This window comes from Brucella grignonensis (genome assembly GCF_002252505.1).
Lineage (GTDB): Bacteria > Pseudomonadota > Alphaproteobacteria > Rhizobiales > Rhizobiaceae > Brucella > Brucella grignonensis.
In genome coordinates, this window is the sequence record NZ_NNRL01000161.1 from 202,244 (window position 1) to 224,987 (window position 22,744).

The following is a 22,744-nucleotide window of genomic DNA, read 5'->3' on the forward strand; positions in this document are numbered from 1 at the left end:
AGTGCATGATGAAAATTACGGCCATCGAAACGGTGCAGCTTCCGCACCTCAACAACATCCTGTGGGTCCGTGTCCATACCGATGAAGGGATTGTTGGGCTGGGCGAGACTTTCCGCGGAGCAAATGCGGTCGCAGCCTATATTCACAGCGATATAGCACCGCAACTGGTGGGCCAGAACCCCTTGGAGATCGATCGCATCTCCAAGATTTTGCTCGAACCCTATGTGGGGTTTCGTTCATCGGGCGTGGAAATTCGTGCAGCCTCCGCAATTGATATCGCGCTGTGGGATATTTTTGGAAAACTGACCAATCAGCCGATCCATCAGTTGCTGGGCGGCCTCTCGCGTCCATCGATCCGCACCTATAATACCTGCGCGGGCTATACCTATAACAAGAGCGGTGCGCGGCGCTATATTGGTGATCAGGATGATGCGAAAGAAGGTCCGTATGAGGATCAGCTGGCATTTCATCGCGACGCCGGGGCCTTGGCTGAAAGCCTGCTGTCGGAAGGTATTACGGCGATGAAAATCTGGCCCTTCGATCCCTATGCTGTGGCCAGTGGCGGCAACTTCATTCATGCCACCGATCTCGACAAGGCCTTGGTTCCGTTCCGCCAGATCCGTGATGCGGTTGGCGATAAAATGGAAATCATGGTCGAATTTCATTCCATGTGGGATTTGACTTCGGCGCTTGCTATCGCCCGCGAACTGAAAGCCTTTCGGCCATTCTGGTCGGAAGACCCGATCAAGATGATGAATCCGCAATCGCTTGCGGTCTACGCACAGCAGTCTGGGATTCCAGTCTGCGCCAGTGAAACCATGGCAAAACGTGCGCAGTTTCTCGAAGTGCTGCGCACAGACGCCACTGATTATGTGATGCTTGATATTTCATGGTGCGGCGGGCTTTCGGAAGCCAAGAAAATCGCCACCATGGCCGAAGCCTTCCAGCGCCCCATTGCACCGCATGACTGCACCGGGCCTGTGGTTTTCGCGGCCTCCATTCATCTGTCTTTGAATGCGCCCAACGCAATTTTCCAGGAATCTGTGCGGGCTTATTATACTTCTTGGTATCGTGATCTGGTGACGGTGATGCCGAGGATCGAGAAGGGTGTGATCTATCCGTTTGAAGGTGCGGGACTGGGGCTTGAATTGTCGGACTTCGTGCTCGACCATCCCGATGTCGTCCGTCGCAGCACGAAAGCCGCATGATGGGATCGTTTCGCTGCATAGCCGATTTACGCGGGCAACTCATGGAGAGCCCTGTTTGGGATGATCGCCGTGGGACGCTTTTTGCCTGCGATATCAATGGACGCAAGGTCTATGAAATCGATCTGGAGAAAGGACCATTGCGCGAATGGACTTTTGAAGCAGAGGTTCCGTGCCTCGGGCTTGCGGAAAGCGGCAAGCTTGTCATTTCGCTTGCACGTCAGATCATCCTGTTTGACCCGGAAACTGACGAGCGCCAGACGATCTGGGATGGTTATGATGAGCCTGAAACATCGCGTCTTAATGACGGCAAAGTGGGCCCTGATGGCGCGTTCTGGGTCGGTAGCATGGATGCGCGACCGCAACGCGAACCCATCTCGAAACTCTATCGTGTGACAGCTGACGGCAAAGCCGAAATCAGGGCAGAAGGTTTTGAGATTTCCAATGGTCTGGCCTGGACCGCAGACGGGACGACCATGTTCCACACCGATTCTCGCGGGCCATGGATCGACCGTTATAACTTTGATGTCGCAACCGGGCTGATAAGCAATCGCAAGCGCATTTGCGAGCTTGATGAAGAAAGCGGACGTCCCGATGGCGGGGCCTGTGATACAGAAGGCGCTTATTGGAGCGCTGGTGTTTCGGCTGGCGTGTTAAACCGCTTTGATCGTGACGGCACATTGCTGGACCGTGTTCCAACCCCTGTCCCCGCGCCGACAATGCCTTGCTTCTGTGGGCCTGATCTCACGCTTATTGCGATTACCTCGCATCGCTTGGGAAATCCGGATGTACCGCAATCGGGCGGCGTGCATCTGGCAAAGGCATTGGTTGCGGGCGCGAAAGTCGCCAGAATGAAGGGAGTTTGATCTGATGAAAAAGCTTCTCCTGACCGGCGCGTCTGGCAATCTAGGCCGTATGCTGGCACCAAGACTGGCGCAAGCGGGCTATCGGCTTCGGCTTTCAGACATTGCGCCGTTCCCCGATGAATTGCCTGAGGGTGCTGAGTTCATTCGGGCTGATCTCACTGACGCGGTAGCGATTGCTGATCTGGTGCGTGGAACGGACACGATCCTGCACTTTGGCGGTATCAGTGTTGAGCAACCTTATGATCTGGTTGCGAAAGCCAATCTGATTGGTGTGACACATATTTTCGAGGCAGCAAGGGCGGAAAAGCAGCGGGTCATTTTTGCAAGTTCGAACCATACGATTGGTTTCTACACTCGTGACGAGACGCTGAGCGCGGATGAGCCGTTTCGGCCCGATGGCTATTACGGGCTTTCCAAAGCCTATGGTGAGCTGCTTGGGCGCATGATGTTCGACAAGCACGCTGTCGAAAGCGTGCATCTTCGTATTGGCTCTTGTGTACCGGAACCGACGGAAGCCAGACATCTGGCAACATGGTTATCGCATGATGATCTGGTTCGGCTTTTGATTGCGGCAATTGAAGCACCAGAAACCGATGTTGCTGTCGTTTGGGGTGTTTCCGCCAATGCTTCGCGCTGGTGGGAAAAGGACGATGCCGCCCGCATCGGATATGTGCCGCAGGACGATGCTTCGCGCTTTGGCGATCTGTTGGAAGCCGGCGATCCGGTGTCTCGGCGGTTTCAGGGCGGCACATTCACGGCCCATGATTATTCGCGTGAGGATTGAGCAGCGGTGCTTGAACTTGACGCTCACGATTACCGGCTAAGTATCGATCCTCAGCACGGAGCGACACAGAACGGTGCCGGGCAGTTTTCGGGAAGGCAATGAAATGACCAGAAAAGCATATGAAGATCTGCGTTCGGCACGCTGGATGTTGCCCGATGATCAGCGCTCATCAGGGCATCGTTCCCGAACCATGCAGATGGGCTACGATCCGGCAGACTGGGAAGGCAAGCCGATCATTGCTATCATCAACACATGGTCCGATGCCCAGCCTTGCCATGCGCATTTCAAAGATCGTGTCGAATGGGTGAAGCGCGGCATCCTGCAGGCTGGTGGCTTTCCGCTTGAACTCCCGGCGCTTTCGCTGTCTGAAAGCTATGTCAAACCCACGACCATGCTTTACCGCAACATGCTTGCCATGGAGACGGAAGAGCTTTTACGCTCGCATCCTGTCGACGGCGCTGTGCTGATGGGCGGTTGCGACAAGACCACGCCGGCGCTCATCATGGGAGCCACAAGTGCTGGCTATCCGTTTGTCTTTTTGCCTGCCGGTCCGATGCTGCGTGGCAACTACGCGGGCAAAACGCTCGGATCAGGCACAGATATGTTCAAGTTCTGGGATGAACGACGGGCAGGCACCATCGGTAAAGAAGAATGGCAGGGGATAGAGGGCGGCATTGCGCGCAGTTATGGCCATTGCATGACCATGGGCACGGCCTCCACCATGACGGTGATCGCCGAGGCGATGGGGCTGACATTGCCCGGGGCATCCTCCATTCCCGCTCCTGATGCCAATCACCAGCGTATGTCGACCCAATGTGGTCGCCGCATCGTCGAGATGGTCTGGGAAGACCTGACACCCGATCAGATCATCACGCCCGCAGCAGTGAAGAATTCCGTTGTTGTGGCGATGGCAACCGGCTGCTCCACCAATGCGATCATTCACCTGATTGCCATGGCGCGCCGCGCCGGTGTGCCGCTGGAGCTTGATGATCTGGATCGGATCGGGCGCACAACGCCAGTCATCGCCAATATCCGGCCATCGGGCTCGACCTATCTGATGGAGGATTTCTATTATGCAGGCGGTATCCGTGCGCTGATGAAACAGCTCGGTGACAAGCTTGATCCATCAGCAATCACCATCACCGGAAAACCACTGACGGAAGGGCTGGAAAAAGCGCAGGTCTTCAATGACGACGTTATCCGGCCCCTGTCCAACCCCGTCTATCATGAAGGCTCGCTTGCCGTTCTGAAAGGCAATCTCTGTCCGGATGGCGCTGTCATCAAACCCGCGGCCTGCGATCCGAAATTTCATCGCCATACGGGTCCGGCTTTGGTGGCAGATAGTTATCCTGAACTTAAAAAGATCATCGACGACCCCGATTATCCTTTGACGTCCGAGACCGTGCTTGTGTTGCGTAATGCAGGCCCGCAGGGCGGTCCGGGTATGCCTGAATGGGGTATGATCCCGATGCCGAAGGCGCTGCTGAAACTTGGCCTCAGAGATATGGTGCGGATTTCAGACGCGCGCATGTCGGGGACGAGTTTTGGTGCCTGTGTTCTCCATGTTGCACCGGAATCCTTTGTCGGCGGGCCGCTGGCTTTGCTCAAAACCGGCGATATGGTCGAACTCGATATTCCAGCGCGCAGCCTCAATATGCTCGTTTCCGAAGATGAACTGGCCGCTCGTCGCGCTGCATGGCAGGCACCTGAGCCAAAATATGAACGCGGCTATGGCTTCGTCTTTTCCAAACATGTCGAGCAAGCCGACAAAGGCTGCGATTTCGATTTCCTGAAAACTGATTTTGGTCGTCCGGTTGACGAACCAGTCATTTATTAAGAGGCACCGAGATGTCAGATTATATCCTCCCCGAAGAAACCCGTGCGAAACTGAAACAGGTTTCAACCGCATCCGTTGCCACAGCCCTATACAAGCGCGGCTTGCGCAACCAGTTCATTCAGGGCTCGTTTCAGGTGGCACGCAAGCCGGAAAACATGGTGGGGCAGGCTTTCACGCTGCGCTATATCCCGGCGCGCGAAGATCGCAATCCCATTACAGTGTTTCGCAATCCCGATCACAAACAGCGCGTGGCGATTGAAACCTGCCCACCCGGCTGGGTGCTGGTTATGGATGCGCGCAAGGATGCGCGGGCGGCGACAGCCGGTTCCATTCTTGTGACGCGACTGGCCTTACGCGGTGCGGCAGGCATTGTTTCTGACGGCGGCTTCCGTGATGTCACGGGCATTGGTGAACTCGACATGCCCGCTTATTGCGCGAAGGCATCGGCGCCGACCAACCTCACCTTGCATGAAGCAGTTGATATCAATGTACCAATTTCTTGTGGTGATGCAGCCGTGTTTCCCGGCGATGTGCTTGTGGGCGATGCCGATGGTGTGATGGTGATCCCGGCACATCTTTGCGAGGAAATCGCCGATGAGTGCGTTGGAATGGAAGTTTTTGAGAATTTTGTTCTCGAAGAAATCAAAAATGGCGCGGCAATTATCGGGCTCTACCCTTGCACGAAGGATGAGTGGGCAAAGAAGTTTGAGGGTTGGAAAAGCGAGAATAATCGCTAATTCTCGAATGCATCAAAAAAACACCGCTTTATAGAGGCGGTGTACCATTGTCGCGCAAAACTTCACCGGCAAGATACAGCGAACCGCCAATGAGAATACGTGGCGGCGCTTCATCATGTGCCCAGCTGTCGCGCAGGATTTTCAACGCATTGGCAACCGAATGAACGGGTTCCGCCGAAAGTCCGGCCTTTTGTGCGCTGATTGCCAGTTCATTGTTGGGGATTCCGGCATCGCTTGAAGGGATCGGCACGGTAAAGACGTGGCGTGCCATGCCTGCAAAGGCTTCAAAATAGCCGACAGGGTCCTTGGTGTTGATCATGCCGGTAATCAGGAACAGAGGCCGTGTGGAACGTTCCTCAAGGTCGCCGAGGGCTTCTGCGATTACTGCACCTGCACCTGGATTATGCCCGCCATCGAGCCAGATTTCCGATGCCGCCGGTGCGAGATCAATCAATGTCCCATGGGTGAGGCGTTGCATGCGTGCGGGCCAATCCACCACCATCAGCGCCTTCTCGGCAGCCTTGTCGGTAATGGTGAAACCGGCCATCTGCACGGCTTCGATTGCTGCAGCCGCATTGGCGATCTGGTGACGACCCGGCAGGCGCGGCAATGGCAGATCGATCAGCCCGTCCTCGTTCTGGAAGACCATGCGACCATGTTCCTCAAAAGCGAGGAAATCCTGCCCGTAGATCGACAAAGGACAATCCAGTCGGTCAGCCGTTGAAATCAGAACTTCGCGTGCTGCATCAAAAAGCTGGAACCCGACGACCACGGGGCAGTCTTTCTTGATAATGCCAGCCTTTTCGGCGGCAATCAACTCAACCCGGTCGCCGAGAAACGCCTGATGGTCGATGGAAATCGGCATGATCAGCGATACAGCTGGCTCAGGTATGACATTGGTCGCATCAAAACGACCGCCGAGGCCGACTTCCATGATCACGACATCGGCTGGATGTTCTGAAAACAAGACAAAAGCAACGGCGGTGAGGATCTCGAAAACCGTGATGTATTGACCACCATTGGCGGCTTCCACGCGCTCGATGGCTTCTGCCAGCACGTCATCGGAAACGAATTTTCCGCCGGTCTTTGAAGCCAGACGATAGCGCTCATGCCAGTTGACCAGATGCGGCGAGGTATGGACGTGCACACCAAAGCCGCTCGCTTCCAGAAGCGCGCGGCAAAAGGCTGTTGCCGATCCCTTGCCGTTTGTTCCGGCAATATGGATGACAGGCGGCAGGTTAAGGTGCGGATTACCGAGCTTTTCCAGCAGACCGCGAATGCGGTCTAATGAAAGATCAAACCCTTTGGGATGCAATTGCATCAGCCGTTCGATGACGGCATCCGCTTTTCCTGTCACGATTACGCCGCCTTGTTGTCAGCTTCTGGCTTTTTTGGTGCAGGCGCCTTTACGGGTGCATCGTTGTTGGCAGGCTGTCTGGTCATGATTTTGAGCAGGCTTGCAATGGTCGATTTCAGCTCAAGGCGCGAACAAACCATGTCGACCATGCCATGTTCCATCAGATATTCAGCGCTCTGGAAGCCTTCTGGCAGCTTTTCGCGAATGGTCTGTTCGATCACGCGTGGACCAGCAAAGCCGATCAATGCGCCCGGTTCTGCAATGTGAATATCGCCAAGCATAGCGTAGGAAGCGGTAACACCACCCGTGGTCGGGTTGGTGAGAACAACGATATAAGGCAGACCTGCTTCTTTGAGCATTTCCACAGCAACAGTGGTGCGCGGAAGCTGCATGAGCGACAGAATGCCTTCCTGCATACGCGCACCGCCCGATGCTGCGAACAGAACCAGTGGACGCTTCAGCTCAATAGCCTTCATGAAGGCCTGAATGATCGCTTCACCGGCACCCATGCCGAGCGAACCGCCCATGAAACCGAAATCCTGTACGGTTGCGACAATCGGCAGACCTTCAATCGTGCCAAGACCATTGATGATCGCGTCTTCCATGCCGGTGCGCGAACGATAATCCTTGAGACGGTCGATATATTTCTTCTCATCACGGAATTTCAGCGGGTCGACCGGAACCTTTGGGCTTTCCAGCGTCGTGTATTCGCCATTGTCGAAGAAGAAACGCAGACGGTCCTTGCCCTTGATGCGCATGTGATGGCCTGAACCGGGGATCACAAACTGATTGCTCTCAAGGTCCTTATGGAACACCATTTCACCGGTCGATGGATCCTTGATCCAAAGATTTTCCGGCATCTCGCGACGTCCGAGCATCGAATTGATCTTTGGACGAACGTAGTTGGTGATCCAGTTCATGACGTTTGGTTCCGTTTCTTGTTCTTCAAAAAACTCGTTATTTTATGCATGTCGTTATCGGAAAACCGGTTTCCACTTTTCCGCGACATGCTCTCTTGCTGCCTAAATGGACGATTTATTGGGCAGCTTCAAGGCGTGTTGCACGAACACTTGCTGCCAATGCACTGACAAGTTTAGTAACAGCAGCGACAGGATCGCCGCTAACCTTGCCATTTTCGTCCAGCTCGCCAGCCACGGCATTGACGATTGCAGTGCCGACAACAACGCCGTCAGCGGCTTCTGCAATGGCAGCGGCCTGTTCCGGTGTTTTCACGCCAAAGCCGACGCAGATCGGTAGATCGGTGCTTTTCTTGATGTGACGCACGGCGTCGGCTACACGCGCCGTATCGGCAATTGCCGAGCCGGTGATGCCGTTCATCGAGACGTAATAGACGAAGCCCGACGAATTGTGCAGCACCTTGGGCAGGCGCTTGTCATCGGTGGTTGGCGTCGTCAGGCGAATGAAGTTGAGGCCTGCTTGCGTTGCCGGAATACAGAGTTCCTTGTCCATTTCAGACGGCAGGTCAACAATGATGAAGCCATCAATGCCGGACGTCTTTGCATCAGCAAGGAAGCGTTCAACGCCATAAATATAGATCGGATTGTAATAGCCCATCAGGACGATTGGCGTCGTGTTGTCATCCTTGCGGAAGTCGGCAGCGAGCTGCAACGTCTTCTTGAGCGTCTGACCAGCTTCCAATGCACGAAGGCCAGCGGCCTGAATGGCCGGGCCATCGGCCATTGGATCGGAGAACGGCATGCCAAGTTCGATCACGTCGGAGCCAGCCTTGGGCAGCGCCTTCATCACGTTGAGTGATGTTGCGTAATCCGGATCGCCGCCCATGAAATAGGTAACCAGCGCCGGACGTCCTTCGGACTTGAGTTGAGAAAATTTGGTGTCGATGCGTGTGGTCATACCGTGCCCCGTGGCAAAATGCGCGCAAGATAATCAGCGGTTGGTTGGCCGGACATAACCGTTTCCATCCATGCACGCCGTTCAAAGTCGATAATTCCCAGTTCCCAGACACAGGCCATAAGCAAAGGCTGTGCAGGCTCGAATTCAACTTCCTCGTTGAGTTCGGATTGCCAGAGAATCTGGGTTGCGATGCCGCCTTCCAGCCACCAGTGCAGCAGCAGCCAAAGGCTTTCCTCTCCCTGATGCAGAATGGCAAAGCCCACGCCAAGATGTGGCGTATGCTCAAGCTTGTCTGCAACGGCTGCAATCTGCCTGCGAGCGATGCCACATGCTGCTTCTGCAAGTGGATTGGAAGGATCGGCTTCAATGATGTTGAGCTTGATCGTCGCCGTGCCGCACTCTGTCAGCCCGTCGAACCATGCGGCACGTGGTCTGTAAGAGTTGGTGTCGGCGACGATGTTGCTCATCCGGTCCTCACATGTCCATGCCGAGCAACTGCCCGACGGTGTGGACGTCCTTGTCGCCACGACCCGACAGGTTGACGATCATCACCTGATCCTTGCCCATGGACGGCGCCATTTTTACAGCTTGTGCTATGGCGTGCGCGGATTCAAGTGCTGGAATAATACCTTCAACGCGGGTGCAAAGCTGGAAAGCTTCAAGCGCTTCGTCATCGAGGATCGGCACATAGTCAACGCGGCCTGAATCCTTGAGCCATGAGTGCTCAGGACCGACGCCTGGATAATCAAGGCCTGCGGAAACCGAATGGCCTTCAAGAATCTGTCCGTCTTCGTTCTGTAGCAGATAGGTGCGGTTGCCATGCAGGACGCCGGGGCTGCCTGCACTCATCGATGCGCAATGCTCAACGCCATCAAGGCCACGACCGCCTGCTTCAACGCCGACAATCTTGACGGACGAATCGTCAAGGAAAGGGTGGAACAGGCCGATTGCGTTCGATCCACCACCAACGGCAGCAATGATCACGTCCGGCAGACGGCCTTCCTGCTCCAGAATCTGCTTACGCGCTTCGGTGCCGATGACCGACTGGAAGTCGCGCACGAGTTCTGGATAAGGATGCGGACCAGCGGCGGTGCCGATCAGATAATAAGTGTCTTCAACATTGGTAACCCAATCGCGCAATGCTTCGTTCATGGCGTCTTTGAGCGTGCCGTTGCCAGCCGTGACCGGCTTTACTTCCGCGCCCAGCAGCTTCATGCGGAAGACGTTTGGCTTCTGACGTTCGACGTCAGTGGCACCCATATAGACCACGCAAGGCAGGCCGAAACGGGCTGCAACGGTTGCCGATGCAACACCGTGCTGACCAGCGCCGGTTTCAGCGATGATGCGCGTTTTGCCCATGCGCTTGGCAAGCAGAATCTGGCCAAGGCAATTGTTGATCTTGTGGCTGCCGGTATGGTTTAGGTCTTCGCGCTTGAAGTAAATCTTCGCGCCACCCAGATGTTTTGTCAGGCCTTCAGCATAATAAAGTTTTGAGGGGCGACCGGCATAATAGGTCGAGAGATTGGAAAGCTCGGCCTGAAATTCAGGATCGTTCTTTGCCGTTTCATAGGCTTCCTGCAATTCAAGGATCAACGGCATCAGCGTTTCGGCGACGAAGCGTCCGCCAAAAATGCCGAACATGCCTTCTTCATCCGGGCCTGTCTTATAGGAATTGGGTTCAACCGGCTTATTCAACGCTTGCCACTCCGTCATGTTCAGGCGCGCTTTGCAGATGGTCTTTCATCCGCAGTCGCAACGGCCTGGAAAAATTCCTCAATGAGACGCACATCCTTTTCGCCGGGTGCACGCTCTACTCCGGACGATACATCGATACCCGGCGCGCGTGTCTTTTGCAGCGCCTCGGCAATGTTGCCCGCGTTCAGTCCACCGGAAAGCATGTAATCGACACTTTCGTCAAGCGCGTCGAGCAATGCCCAGTCAAAGGATACACCATTGCCACCCGGAAGGTCTGCGCCTTTCGGTGGTTTGGCATCAAAAAGAAAACGATCAGCAATGCCCTTGTAGGGCACGATCGCATCAAGATCGTGAGCTTCCCGCACTGCAAATGCCTTGATAACCGGCAGGCCGTAACGCTTCTTCACGTCGGCAACGCGTTCTGGCGTTTCATGGCCGTGCAGCTGCAGCATATCTGGCTTGAGCTCACGCACAATCTCATCGAGCGTGGCATCGTCTGCATCCACCGTAACCGCGACAACTTTAGCGCGGTTTTGGGCTGCATCGCGCAATTGGCCAGCAGCGGCAGGGGTGAGATGGCGTGGGCTTTTTGGAAAGAAGATAAAGCCAATATGGGTCGCCCCGCCATCAAGAGCAGCGTCGACTGCTTCAGGCGTTTTAAGACCGCATATTTTTATATCAAAAGCCATGGCGTTTCCGTCGCACATATTGCTGTGCTACTCAAGCTAATCCGGGGATTTTTAGCTTAATCGCCCTCATAGCCCTCAGCGATCAAATAATCATACGCTTCCATGACCTCAAGGGGAACTGCTTGCGCGATCTGGAAGCCTTGTGCCGGATATTCGAGGATACGTCGGATATCGCCGGTCATTTCGCGCACAAGCATCTCGAAATCATGGCCCGGTGTGGGCTGATCTTCGAAAGCTGTTGGCGGTGCTGTAACGAATGCCTTGGCTTCCGGCCATTGCCGGTCAACTGTGGCGCGAACCCGGCGCTGGGTTTGCGGCTTGGTTACGAAAATCGGGCTGATTGCACCCGGCACCATTTTTTCACGCGAAAACAGGATGTTTTCACCAATATTGGTTGCCTTTGGCTCAATGATGATCGCGTCTTCCGGTACGCCCTCGGCAATCGCAATTTCCGCAAAGGCTTCCGCTTCGGAGCTCTTGTAAAGCCCTTTGGTCCAATTGCCGCTGTGGCCCGTAAACATGAGCCAGGTGGCGAGGCCTTGCATGTAGAGCTTCGCTGCGTGTGTTGCGACGCGCGTATCGTAACTACCCAGTCCGATGATGATATCGGCGGTCTGAAGTTCATCATAGATGCAATGGTAATCCCATAGCATCCGTGCAGCAGTTTGAATGTCTGATGTCATGTAAAGTCGATAGCCTGTAATGCGCTGCCATTGCGCTTTAGCCATGCTTTGCAGCGCTCTGTATCGGGGCAAAGCTCATGGCAGAGTTTCCAGAATTTCGGCCCATGGTTCATCTCGATCAGGTGCGCCACTTCATGAGCGACCAGATAGTTGATGACGGGCGAAGGCGCCATGCCGATGCGCCATGAGAAAGAAAGTACGCCATCGGAGGTGCATGACCCCCAGCGGCTTTTGGTATCCTTGAACCGGACCGCCTTGGCTTTGCGGCCCACGGTTGCTGTGTGACGAGCAACCAGTTGTTCGATGTCGCGCTTGACTTCGCGCTTGAGGTAATCGGCAACGCGCCGCGCCAGATGCGTGGGGTCGCCATGAACGAGCAGAATATTGCCTTCCAGCAAATCCACCGTGCCGCGTCCCGGCTGGTGTGTGATGAGATGCGGAACGCCACGGATGGGAATTTTCACGCCTGCGCGGATGCCTGCCTGATCGGGCAGTTTTGCAATGCGGCTTTCGATCCAGCCCTCATGGCGGATCAGAAAACTCTGAACTTCACGGTCCGGCAAACCGGGGGGGATGGTGACACGCAGACCTTTGCCGCCAGTTTCAATGCGCAGGATCAGACGTTTGGCGCGCGGGTTTTCAAGCACGCGCAAAGGCAATTCACGTCCCGCGACTGCATGAATGCGTTCGCTTCTGACTGTCGCCGACTGTTTAGCCTTCGATGAACGAAATAAGGAGAAACCCATCACTTAAGAATAAGCGATTCGCGAAAAAAGCCAGAAATTTTTCTGATTTTAAGCAAGACGACGCGGACAAAGCCCGCGTCGTCGTCGTATTTCAGTGGTCAAATATCCGTGACATCGTTGCTGTCGTTCTTTTTGCGCGTCGCTGGCGTCCGTTTGCCGGAAGCTTTGCGTTCAGCCATGAAGCGGTCGAACTCTTCCTTGTCGCGTGCGCGACGCAGTTCCTGCGCATAGGCTTCGAATTCGGCGCGGGCTTCTTCCAGCTTGCGGCGTTCTTCCGCCAGGCGGTCGAGTTCTTCGCGACGCCAGTCGTCAAAAGCTGCATTGCCGGTCGTGCCGCCAAAGCCGAAGCTTTCGCTCTTGCCGCAGTTGCGGAAGGAACCGAACATCGAGTCGGTCTTTTCATTCACGCTGCGTTTGAAATCACCGAGACGGTCGCCCCAGATGATATAGGCGAGCATGGCGAGACCAAGCGGCCAGAAAAAGATGAAGCCGAGCACCATCAGCGCGATTGTCGCTGGCGTCCATGCGGGGCGGATCAATGCGGAATTGGTCATGGTATACTCCGTAAAATCTGGGCCGATTGTTGATCTCTCGGCTTGATTTTGAGGTGGTAAACCAATTGCGGCATTTCAAGAATATCCCTGGCCTAATCCCGCCATGCGGGAGCTAACCAATGTGATTATCTCGGAAATTTTTTGCGTAAATGTTCAAGCATTGCCACGCTCAAGCCTGCCAGAAGCGCCCAGAAGGCGGAACCAATGCCAAAAAAGGCAATGCCGGAGGCAGTGACTGCAAAAGTGACGATAGCGGCAAGCCGCTCTTCTTCGACTTTAAGTGCCAGCGCCATGGCATTGATGAATGGTCCGCTCAGTGCAAGGCCAGCAACCAGCGCAATCAGCGTGGCGGGCAGGACAGCAAAGATCGCCACCAGCGAAGCACCGAACAGCGCGAACACCAGATAATATGCAGAATAGACAGGACCGGTCATCCAACGCTTTTTAGGGTCTGGATGGGCATCGGGATTGGTGCAAAGCGCTGCCGAGATTGCCGCGAGATTGCTGGTTGCGGCACCAAAGGGAGCGGTCAGAAGAGAGAAAAATCCAGTTACCCGCAAAGCTGCGCTGGTCGGCGGCTCATAGCCCGATGCACGCAACACGGCAAAGCCCGGCAGGTTCTGCGAGGCCATGGTCACGATATAAAGCGGCAAAGCCAGTCCAATCATCGCGCCGATGTGAAATTCCGGCCAGATCAGCATGAGTGTCGAGATTTCGGGTGCAGGCAGTTCGGGTGCACGGCCGGACATCAGCGCATAGGCCATACCAAGCACGAGTACGGCAATGACCGCCAGCGACGGATTAAACAACCGTACAACGAAGAACAAAGCCACCAGAGGCAGCACGAAAGTGGGATCAAGCGAAACGGATTTCGCGGCTGCAATCACGAAACTAAGAAGCACACCAGCCAGCATGCCTGATGCGACCGATGCCGGAATACGTGAAACCAGTGTGGAAAGCGGACGGATCAGCCCGGTCAGGATCAGCGCCAGCGCCGTTACGATGAATGCGCCGGCGGCTTCCGGCATGGTGAAGCCGACACTTGCACCGATCAGTGCCAGCCCCGGTGTGGACCATGCTGCGATGATCGGCATTTTGTAACGCACACTCAGCCAGGCAGATGAGCCCGCAATGGCCAGACAAACGGCTGTCACCCAGCTTGCCGTTTCAGCTTGCGTTGCGCCCAGCACGCTGGCCGCTGCCACGATAAGCGCAAGCGTGCTGCCAAAACCGACAATTGCTGCAACCGCTGACGACGCAAAAACCGATAAGCGCATGATTATGCTCCTGTCGATATGCGTTCGGCGAGGCCAGAAACTGTGCGGATCAAAAGTTCGAGGTCCTGTGGGCGCGAAAGACGGTGGTCGCCATCGCGCACAAGTGTCAGTGTCACATCATCGACCGGTAGATGCTCAACGAGCTTTAATGCATGTTGATAAGGCACAGCCTCATCCTGCATGCCTTGCAGAATATGAACCGGGCAGCCCGTCTCGATGATTCCCTTCAAAACAAGATTCTGGCGACCATCTTCGATCAGCGCGCGGGTATAGATATAAGGGTTGGGCGAGTATTCCGAAGGTTCTTCGAAATAGCCTTTTTCGATGAGATCACGCTTTTGTGCTTCAGTCAGCGATGGTTCGACGAGTTCGGCTGTAAAATCGGGAGCAGGCGCGATCAGAACAATCCCGGCTGGTGATTTGCCAGCCTTTTTGAGCTCCTGTGCCATGCGCAACGCAATCCACCCGCCCATGGATGATCCGACGAGAATCTGCGGACCTTTCGCGTATTTCGCATAAACTGCGAGGCTTTCGTCGAGCCAGCGCGAAATCGTGCCCTGATTGAAGTCGCCACCCGACTCGCCATGGCCTGAATAATCAAGGCGAAGTGCCGAATGTCCGGTCTGTTCTGCCCATTCGTCGAGAATGACAGCCTTGGTGCCAAGCATGTCGGAGCGATAGCCTCCGAGCCAGACAATACCGGGTGCAACCTGTCCGGCACGTTGGCGGACTGCAATCTTTGCACCATCGACATCAATATAGTCTGGTTCAGCCGTGCTCATGGTTCGTCTCCTGATTTGGCAGGCAATTTTTCAAGTGTTTTTCATTTGCCATTTATGAAAGCCAGAGAAAACCTCACTCCCTTGAAATATTGAGGAATGTGACCGATATGTCGCGTAACACGCCCGAAATACTTCTTTATTCGTCGGGGGTGATTTTCCCTGTCAAAGATGCTATTGACTTTACCGCTCGCTTGACCACATTTCCGCGTTAAACAGGGGTTTGATGGGGAAGGGCCGTCGCGGGCCACGAAATTAAGCCGCCTATGACGTTAATAATCAGGAGATAACGACCATTCGCCGACCGTTCAGAGCGACGCCGGTCCAGAAAGACGGACCGCGCTCCAACCGTGATATCCGGGTTCCCCGGGTCCAGCTTATTGATGCCGAAGGCCATAACCACGGCAGTATCCCGACGCAGGACGCCATTGCGATGGCAGAAGAAGCGGGCCTTGATCTCGTTGAGATCGTGCCAAACGCTGAACCGCCTGTCTGCAAGATCGTGGATCTCGGCAAGCTGAAGTATCAGAATCAGAAAAAAGCCTCCGAAGCACGCAAGAAGCAGAAAACGGTCGAAATCAAGGAAATCAAGATGCGACCGAACATCGACACTCATGACTATGAAGTGAAGATGAAGGCTGCACAGCGTTTCTTCGAAGAAGGCGACAAGGTCAAGGTTACACTTCGTTTCCGTGGCCGTGAAATGGCCCACCAGGAGCTTGGTATGAAGCTTCTGTTGCGCGTGAAGGAAGATACCGTTGAAATCGCAAAGGTGGAATCCGAGCCAAAGCTCGAGGGCCGCCAGATGATGATGGTACTGGCTCCGCGCTGACAATAAATCGTTGCCTTTGAAAAGCCGCCTTCGGGCGGTTTTTCTTTTTCTAGTGGTCTGAATTCCGACATTTACATTCCAGAGTTACAAACCTGAATTACACGTGTTGAGCAAATGTCGGAATCGCAAAGACCGTTAGCCGCTTTATGAGTCTGGTGGATTTTCGGGTTTGACGTTTGAAACAGTATTTCAGTCAGCGGGGATTCAAACGTCAAATTCAATCCGCTAAATCAATCCACTTTCAGAGATCAAGATGAAAACACTGGGCGAACTGGGCAAATATCAGCAACGACGTCGTCTTGCGATTGCCATTGTCATCGGGCTGCTTGTGTTTGCGCTGTTGTTTGTGCGCTCACAATCGACGGGTCATATGCATGAATATATCGAAGCTTTTGGAATAAGCCTCATTGTTGCAGCCATTATGGGGCGCATGTGGTGTACGCTTTATATTGGCGGTCGGAAAAGTACAGAAATCGTGCAGACCGGCCCCTATTCGATGACGCGCAATCCGCTTTATGTATTCAGCAGCATCGGCGCAATCGGTATTGGCGCGCAGACAGGCAGTGTCATTGTCGCTCTGGCCTTTGGGGTGCTGTGTTATCTGGCTTTTGCCACTGTCATCCGCACGGAAGAGAAATTTCTCAAAGCCAATTTCGGAAAGCCCTACGAGGATTATTGCGCACGCGTGCCGCGGTTCTTTCCGCGCTTTTCGCTGTTCCGCGATGATGATGAACTCAGGATCAAGCCGAACCGGCTTTATCAGACATGTACAGATGGTCTGGTGTTTTTTGTGGCCTATCCGTTCTGCGAGGTTATCGAATATCTGCAAAACATCGATGTCCTGCCGGTTTTGCTGCGACTTTATTAAATTTGAGGCGCGATTCAGCCTGATTGAAGCAGATTCAGGCATTGCGTTTTTCAGGCTTTAAGCCTATAAGCCGCCTTCGAACCGCCCGGCAGGGCATGCCGTGGCGGTTTCGTATGCTTTTCGGACTTGGTCTGTCCGGGAGTAAAACAGGGTTTCGGTCTTTTGCAGATACGGACGCCACTTAAGGCAAGAGGCGTGGAGTGCTGCAAGCGCGACGGGAACTAAACAAAGGAGTAGCAAAATGCCCAAGATGAAGACCAAATCGGCTGCTAAGAAGCGGTTCAAAATTACTGGCACTGGCAAAGTTGTAGCTGCGGCTGCAGGCAAGCGCCATGGCATGATCAAGCGCTCGAACAAGTTCATTCGCGATGCACGCGGCACCATGGTGCTCTCGGAAGCAGATGCGAAGATCGTAAAACAGTTCCTGCCTAACGGCCTCTAAGCCGTCTATCCTCTAAGGAGATCATAACATGGCACGTGTAAAACGCGGCGTTACCGCCCACGCCAAGCACAAAAAAGTTCTCGACCAGGCTTCCGGTTTCCGTGGCCGTCGTAAAAACACAATCCGCACCGCTAAGGCTGCTGTTGATCGTTCGAAGCAGTATGCTTACCGCGATCGCAAGAATCGCAAGCGTACGTTCCGCGCTCTCTGGATTCAGCGTATCAATGCTGCTGTTCGTGAACAGGGCCTGACCTATGGCCGTTTCATCGACGGTCTTGCTAAGGCAGGCATCGAAGTTGACCGCAAGGTTCTTTCCGATATCGCAATCCATCAGCCGGAAGCATTCGGCGCGCTGGTTGCAGCGGCAAAGAAGGCTCTCGAGTATCTCAAGAACACCGAGACGCCAAACGCTTTTGAAGGCGCTGTTCGCTAAGCCAGCCGCCTTCCCGAAGCGATATTGTTAATTTTGGGAACCCGCGCTGGCTTGGCTGGCGCGGGTTTTTCTTTTGTATCTGGTGCCACTGGCACGAGCGGAAAGCCAAACAAGAGGCGTGGAGTGCTGCAAGCACGACAGGGACGTAAATAGATGAGCGATCTTGAACAACTCGAACAAACTATTCTTGGCGAAATCGCCGCTGCCAGCGACGAGCAAGCGATTGAAGCGGTGCGCGTGGCAGCACTTGGCAAAAAAGGCTCTATCTCTGAGAAGCTGAAGACGCTGGGTTCCATGTCTCCTGAAGAGCGTCAGGCGCAAGGGCCGGCCATCAACGGGCTGAAGAACCGGGTTACCGAAGCGCTGACCGAGCGCAAGACGGAACTGCGTAAGCAAGCGATTGCCGCTCGCCTTGAGCGTGAAAAGGTTGACGTGACGCTGCCGGTGCGTGAAAGCGCTGCATCGCGCGGCCGCATTCACCCGATTTCGCAGGTCATCGATGAGATCACGGCGATTTTTGCGGATATGGGTTTCTCGATTGCCGAAGGTCCGGACGTCGAAACCGATTATTACAATTTCACGGCGCTGAACTTTCCTGAAGGCCATCCGGCGCGCGAAATGCACGACACCTTCTTCTTCAATGCAGACGAGAAGGGCGAGCGCAAGCTGCTGCGCACGCATACCTCACCGGTGCAGGTGCACACGATGGAGAAGTTCGCGGCTATCCGTGACAAGGAAGGCCGCGACGAGCCGATCCGTATCGTCATTCCGGGCAAGACCTACCGCATGGACTCTGACGCCACCCATTCGCCGATGTTCCATCAGGTCGAAGGCCTGGTTGTCGACAAGTCGGCCAATGTCGCCAACATGAAGTGGGTTCTGGAAGAGTTCTGTAAATCCTTCTTTGAAGTGCCTTCGGTCAAGATGCGTATGCGTCCGAGCTTCTTCCCGTTCACCGAGCCATCGGTCGAGGTTGATATTCAGTGCGACCGTTCCGGTCCGCATGTGAAGTTTGGTGAAGGCAATGACTGGCTCGAAATTCTGGGCTGCGGCATGGTACATCCGAACGTGCTTCGCGCTTCCGGCTATGATCCCGACGTCTATCAGGGCTTTGCATGGGGCATGGGTATCGACCGCATCGCCATGCTGAAATACGGCATGCCTGATCTGCGCGCCTTCTTCGACGCCGACGTGCGCTGGATCAATCATTACGGTTTCCGTCCACTCGACATTCCGACGCTGTTCGGTGGTCTGAGCGCGTAAAGATCGGATAAGGAATAAAGAGATGAAATTCACGCTTTCCTGGCTCAAGGATCACCTTGAAACCGATGCGACGCTTGCTGAGATCGTCGAAAAGCTCACTGATATTGGTCTGGAAGTGGATGGGGTCGACGACCGTGCCGCTTTCAAGGCGTTTAAGGTCGCCAAGGTTCTGACTGCTGTTCCGCATCCGGATGCTGACAAGCTGCGCGTTCTCTCGGTTGATACGGGCGAAGGCCAGCCGGTTCAGGTGGTTTGCGGCGCGCCAAACGCCCGTGCCGGTCTTGTCGGTGTTCTGGGCCGTCCGGGCGATTATGTGCCGGGCCTTGATGTCACGCTGTCGGTCGGCAAGATTCGCGGTGTCGAAAGCTTCGGCATGATGTGTTCCGAGCGCGAGCTGGAGCTTTCTGACGAACATAATGGCATTATTGATCTGCCCGACGATGTTCCGGTCGGCACAAGTTTTGCGGCCTATATGGGCCTGGATGATCCAATTATCGAAATCGGTCTGACGCCAAACCGCGCAGATTGCACCGGTATTCGTGGCATCGCACGCGATCTCGCTGCAGCTGGTCTTGGCACGCTCAAGAACACTTTGCCGGAAGCGGCGAAGGGTGAAGGCGAAACGCCGGTTAAGGTCATTCTCGATCAGGATGCGGAAAACCCGTTCTGCACCGGCTTCGCACTGCGCATGGTCAAGGGTGTGAAGAACGGTCCAAGCCCGAAATGGATGCAGCAGCGTCTGAAGGCTATCGGCTTGCGTCCGATCAATACGCTGGTCGACATCACCAATTACGTGACGTTTGATCAGGGCCGTCCGCTGCACGTCTTCGATGCAGCCAAGGTCAAGGGTAATCTCACGGTGCGATTGGCAAAGGATGGCGAAACCATTCTCGGCCTCGACCAGCGCGAATATAAGTTCAAGCCGGGCATGTATGTGATCGCCGATGAAAACGGCCCCGAATCGATTGCTGGTATCATGGGCGGCGAGCATTCGGGCTGCGACGAAAACACGGTCGATGTGCTGATTGAATCGGCTCTTTGGGACCCGCGCATGATTGCACGCACGGGCCGTGAACTCGGTATCGTCACCGATGCACGCTATCGCTTTGAGCGCGGCGTCGATCCGGAAATGATGATCCCGGGTGTGGAAATTGCGACCAAGCTGGTGCTGGAACTTTGCGGCGGTCAGCCGACAATTCTCGACGTGGTCGGATATAGCAAGCCTGAGCCGCGCGTGATCGATTTCCCGGTTACGGAAGTCAAGCGCCTGACGGGCATCGAGGTGGCCTATGATGCTTCGCTTGATATTCTGAAGCGACTTGGCTTCGGCGTTGAAGGCGACGGCAAGGTCATCAAAGCCACCGTTCCGTCATGGCGTGGCGATGTGGAAGGCAAGGCCGACCTCGTTGAAGAAGTCATGCGTATTCATGGTATCAACCAGATCGCGCCACAGCCATTGCCAAATCATGGTGCGGTCAATGGCCGTATTCTCACGACGCTGCAGATCCGCACGCGTCTGGCACGCCGCACGCTTGCTTCGCGTGGTATGATGGAAGCTGTGACCTACTCCTTCATTTCCGAAGCACAGGCCAAGGCTTTTGGCGGTGGCAAGCCGGAACTCAAGCTGGCGAACCCGATTGCGGCAGACATGTCGGACATGCGTCCGTCGCTTCTGCCGGGACTTCTTGCCGCCGCACAACGCAACGCGGATCGTGGTTTTGGCGATACGGCTTTGTTCGAGGTTTCCGGCATCTATGAAGGCGACAAGCCTGAACAGCAGCGTCGTGTGGCGGGCGGTATTCGTCGCGGCACCGCTGGCGTTGAAGGTTCGGGCCGTTTCTGGTCTGGCAATGCAGCAACCGTCGGCGTCTTCGATGCCAAGGCTGATGCATTGGCAGCACTTGAAGCTGCTGGCGCTCCGGTTGACCGCATTCAGATCGAAGCCGGTGGCCCGGAATGGTTCCATCCGGGCCGCTCCGGCACGCTCAAGCTCGGACCGAAGGTGGTTTTGGGCACTTTCGGCGAATTCCATCCGGATACGCTGGAAGCACTTGATGTGTCGGGTGCGCTCTGCGGCTTTGAAGTCTATATTGATGCGATCCCTGAGCCGAAGGCAAAGGCGACGCGCACCAAGCCTGCTCTGAACCTTTCACAGTTCCAGAGCCTCAAGCGCGATTTCGCGTTTGTGGTGGATGCAAGCGTTGAAGCTGGTAATGTCGTGAAGGCGGTTTCGTCGGCAGACAAGAAGCTGATCGCCGGTGTGCAGGTCTTTGACGTGTTCACAGGCACTTCGCTTGGTGAAGGCAAGAAGTCGATTGCGGTTGAAGTGCTGTTGCAACCACAGGACCGCACGCTGACTGATGAAGATCTCGAAACCTTGTCGAAGCAGGTGATTGCAAGTGTCACCAAGCAAACTGGCGGTGTCCTTCGCGGATAAGAACAAATAAAAAGCCCGGCTTCGAGCCGGGCTTTTTAGAGCGCATCCCGAAAAGTGTGAAACGGTTTTCGGACAAAGATGCGCGTTAAAACAAATATTTAGAGCGCCGATCTGATCCAATCAGATCGAAACGCGCTCTAGCCTCTGACGCAGATTGTACTGGAAGGTGATTAATCCTTCGAAAAAACGGTCGCGCTTTGCGATGTCGAGACCATCATGTTGTAGTCATTCACGATCCACTGAAGATCGGAAGCAGCACCGCCTTTGCGTGCGTCCCCTTTTGTCTTCTCCAGCTTTTCCTGGAAGTCGCGTAGCTTGCCCAACAGGCTTGCCGGACGGGATTCAAAGACGTGGAATGAGTTTGGATGTTCAGTCGCATAGTCGTCCATTTCGCGGACGGCGGCTGCATAGGAATCCATGGCTTTGCCGAAAGCATCCATATCGACAACCGGCTTTTCGTTTTCCGGCAACAGTTCAACAAGAGCATTGGCGCGGATCATGACATTGCGCACATGCCAGCTGGCTTTCTTGCCTTCAGTCTTTTCAAGTGCATCAAGCTCGGCCAGATCGACCTTGCTCTTTTCTTCGCTCAGCAATGCATCGACGCGCTTGCGCTCCTTGGTGAATTCCGGCGCATATTCAGCGATCTGCTTGTGGAACTCCTTGGCGCCCGCATATTTGTCGGACTTATAGTCCTTGCGGTCGTAATATTTGCTGGCCTTCTCGATCACCGGCGCAAGCTTCTGATAGATCGCAATGTAGCTCACCATTGCCTCATCCAGCGCAGGCAGCTTGGGCTCTGCGCTGGTGGCGGCTTCCGCTGCTTCGATCTCACTGCGCACATCATAGAGCGAGTAAAGACCATAGACGTTGCGTTCCTTGCCGGTTGGGCCCTTCTTCATGTCGACCCAGCTGTCGTAACGATCGAGCGATTCCGAGGCGCGAATGGTGCGGTTAAGAAGCGAAACATAGGCGTTCATCTTGTCAATCGCAGCATTCGGATCGGCCTCTTCGGCAGATTGCGCAAAGGCTGTTACTGGCAATATGACCGCCAGAAGCGTGAACAGGATCGCACGAGGCGAGAAGCGTTTCATGTGGTTTTCCCTCATTCAATGACAGCGTCGGCGATGATAATTATGCCAAGTACTCTCGTTTTGGTTCCCGTTTGCATGGCGGGCAAAGAGCATGCGCGTGTCAGAATGACAAGTCTTATTAGGTTTTTCTACTTTATGGGGATGCCTCAGCGCGTTCGCGTCCGTTGACAGATATATGAAAGAAAGGCGGGAACCATCCCCGCCTTTCTTTGCAAAAATCTGAGTTCTTAGAGCGCGTTTCGATCTGATTGGATCAGATCGGCGCTCTAAATATTTGTTTTAAAGCCCGGT

General features: G+C 54.8%; 23 protein-coding genes. 11 read left to right on the top strand and 12 right to left on the bottom strand.

What is annotated here, in order from left to right:
- Positions 1-8 precede the first annotated feature (8 nt).
- The 5 genes from CEV33_RS13335 to CEV33_RS13355 all read left to right on the top strand — a co-directional run bounded on the left by CEV33_RS13335 (position 9) and on the right by CEV33_RS13355 (position 5,429).
- Complete coding sequence (locus tag CEV33_RS13335; protein WP_094540925.1) at positions 9-1,208, top strand: mandelate racemase/muconate lactonizing enzyme family protein; 1,200 nt, start codon at positions 9-11, stop codon at positions 1,206-1,208.
- Positions 1,205-2,071, top strand: a complete 867-nt coding sequence (locus CEV33_RS13340; protein WP_094540926.1) for an SMP-30/gluconolactonase/LRE family protein — start codon at positions 1,205-1,207, stop codon at positions 2,069-2,071. Before CEV33_RS13335 ends, CEV33_RS13340 begins: the two co-directional genes overlap by 4 nt.
- 4 nt (positions 2,072-2,075) lie before the next feature.
- Positions 2,076-2,855, top strand: coding sequence for an NAD-dependent epimerase/dehydratase family protein (locus CEV33_RS13345; RefSeq protein WP_094540927.1), 780 nt, complete (start codon positions 2,076-2,078; stop codon positions 2,853-2,855).
- 103 nt (positions 2,856-2,958) lie between these two features.
- Positions 2,959-4,692 (top strand): L-arabinonate dehydratase, encoded by a 1,734-nt coding sequence (gene araD, locus CEV33_RS13350; protein ID WP_094540928.1) that lies wholly within the window; start codon positions 2,959-2,961, stop codon positions 4,690-4,692.
- Between the two features lie 11 nt (positions 4,693-4,703).
- Complete coding sequence (locus tag CEV33_RS13355; protein WP_094540929.1) at positions 4,704-5,429, top strand: ribonuclease activity regulator RraA; 726 nt, start codon at positions 4,704-4,706, stop codon at positions 5,427-5,429.
- 28 nt (positions 5,430-5,457) lie between these two features.
- On the opposite strand, the gene CEV33_RS13360 is transcribed toward CEV33_RS13355, so the two are convergent.
- The 11 genes from CEV33_RS13360 to CEV33_RS13410 all read right to left on the bottom strand — a co-directional run bounded on the left by CEV33_RS13360 (position 5,458) and on the right by CEV33_RS13410 (position 15,087).
- Positions 5,458-6,750, bottom strand: a complete 1,293-nt coding sequence (locus tag CEV33_RS13360; RefSeq protein WP_208620198.1) for a bifunctional folylpolyglutamate synthase/dihydrofolate synthase — start codon at positions 6,748-6,750, stop codon at positions 5,458-5,460.
- Between the two features lie 38 nt (positions 6,751-6,788).
- Positions 6,789-7,706, bottom strand: coding sequence for an acetyl-CoA carboxylase, carboxyltransferase subunit beta (accD, locus tag CEV33_RS13365; RefSeq protein WP_094540931.1), 918 nt, complete (start codon positions 7,704-7,706; stop codon positions 6,789-6,791).
- A gap of 115 nt (positions 7,707-7,821) precedes the next feature.
- Positions 7,822-8,661: a tryptophan synthase subunit alpha gene (gene trpA / locus CEV33_RS13370; protein ID WP_094540932.1), complete on the bottom strand. Its 840-nt coding sequence runs from the start codon at positions 8,659-8,661 to the stop codon at positions 7,822-7,824.
- The gene (locus CEV33_RS13375; protein WP_094540933.1) at positions 8,658-9,128 is read right to left on the bottom strand and encodes a hypothetical protein; all 471 of its coding nucleotides are present in this window, start codon (positions 9,126-9,128) and stop codon (positions 8,658-8,660) included. Before CEV33_RS13375 ends, trpA begins: the two co-directional genes overlap by 4 nt.
- Positions 9,129-9,135: 7 nt before the next feature.
- Positions 9,136-10,356, bottom strand: coding sequence for a tryptophan synthase subunit beta (trpB, locus tag CEV33_RS13380; RefSeq protein WP_094540959.1), 1,221 nt, complete (start codon positions 10,354-10,356; stop codon positions 9,136-9,138).
- Positions 10,357-10,376: 20 nt separating this feature from the next.
- Entirely contained in the window at positions 10,377-11,045 is a 669-nt protein-coding gene (locus tag CEV33_RS13385) for a phosphoribosylanthranilate isomerase (RefSeq protein ID WP_094540934.1), read from the bottom strand.
- 56 nt (positions 11,046-11,101) lie between these two features.
- Positions 11,102-11,728 carry a YdcF family protein gene (locus tag CEV33_RS13390; RefSeq protein WP_094540935.1) on the bottom strand — a complete coding sequence of 209 codons (627 nt, stop codon included), beginning with the start codon at positions 11,726-11,728 and terminating at the stop codon, positions 11,102-11,104.
- The gene (locus CEV33_RS13395; RefSeq protein WP_094540936.1) at positions 11,725-12,474 is read right to left on the bottom strand and encodes a M48 family metallopeptidase; all 750 of its coding nucleotides are present in this window, start codon (positions 12,472-12,474) and stop codon (positions 11,725-11,727) included. The genes CEV33_RS13390 and CEV33_RS13395 overlap by 4 nt, the downstream gene beginning before the upstream one ends.
- 98 nt (positions 12,475-12,572) lie before the next feature.
- Positions 12,573-13,028 (bottom strand): DUF2852 domain-containing protein, encoded by a 456-nt coding sequence (locus CEV33_RS13400; protein WP_094540937.1) that lies wholly within the window; start codon positions 13,026-13,028, stop codon positions 12,573-12,575.
- Between the two features lie 125 nt (positions 13,029-13,153).
- Positions 13,154-14,305 carry a benzoate/H(+) symporter BenE family transporter gene (locus CEV33_RS13405; RefSeq protein ID WP_094540938.1) on the bottom strand — a complete coding sequence of 384 codons (1,152 nt, stop codon included), beginning with the start codon at positions 14,303-14,305 and terminating at the stop codon, positions 13,154-13,156.
- A 2-nt stretch (positions 14,306-14,307) separates the two neighbouring features.
- The gene (locus CEV33_RS13410; protein WP_094540939.1) at positions 14,308-15,087 is read right to left on the bottom strand and encodes an alpha/beta hydrolase; all 780 of its coding nucleotides are present in this window, start codon (positions 15,085-15,087) and stop codon (positions 14,308-14,310) included.
- A gap of 292 nt (positions 15,088-15,379) precedes the next feature.
- Between CEV33_RS13410 and infC the strand changes: the two genes are divergently transcribed.
- The 6 genes from infC to pheT all read left to right on the top strand — a co-directional run bounded on the left by infC (position 15,380) and on the right by pheT (position 21,359).
- Positions 15,380-15,916 (top strand): translation initiation factor IF-3, encoded by a 537-nt coding sequence (gene infC, locus CEV33_RS13415; protein ID WP_079212499.1) that lies wholly within the window; start codon positions 15,380-15,382, stop codon positions 15,914-15,916.
- Between the two features lie 253 nt (positions 15,917-16,169).
- Positions 16,170-16,784, top strand: a complete 615-nt coding sequence (locus tag CEV33_RS13420; RefSeq protein ID WP_094540940.1) for a methyltransferase family protein — start codon at positions 16,170-16,172, stop codon at positions 16,782-16,784.
- Between the two features lie 241 nt (positions 16,785-17,025).
- Entirely contained in the window at positions 17,026-17,226 is a 201-nt protein-coding gene (gene rpmI, locus CEV33_RS13425; protein WP_024898386.1) for a 50S ribosomal protein L35, read from the top strand.
- A 28-nt stretch (positions 17,227-17,254) separates the two neighbouring features.
- Positions 17,255-17,659: a 50S ribosomal protein L20 gene (gene rplT / locus CEV33_RS13430; protein ID WP_094540941.1), complete on the top strand. Its 405-nt coding sequence runs from the start codon at positions 17,255-17,257 to the stop codon at positions 17,657-17,659.
- A gap of 153 nt (positions 17,660-17,812) precedes the next feature.
- Positions 17,813-18,922, top strand: a complete 1,110-nt coding sequence (gene pheS / locus CEV33_RS13435; protein WP_094540942.1) for a phenylalanine--tRNA ligase subunit alpha — start codon at positions 17,813-17,815, stop codon at positions 18,920-18,922.
- 22 nt (positions 18,923-18,944) lie between these two features.
- Positions 18,945-21,359 carry a phenylalanine--tRNA ligase subunit beta gene (pheT, locus tag CEV33_RS13440; RefSeq protein ID WP_094540943.1) on the top strand — a complete coding sequence of 805 codons (2,415 nt, stop codon included), beginning with the start codon at positions 18,945-18,947 and terminating at the stop codon, positions 21,357-21,359.
- 170 nt (positions 21,360-21,529) lie between these two features.
- Here pheT and CEV33_RS13445 read toward each other — a convergent pair whose 3' ends face one another.
- Positions 21,530-22,453, bottom strand: a complete 924-nt coding sequence (locus tag CEV33_RS13445) for a YiiG family protein (RefSeq protein ID WP_094540944.1) — start codon at positions 22,451-22,453, stop codon at positions 21,530-21,532.
- Positions 22,454-22,744: the final 291 nt, after the last annotated feature.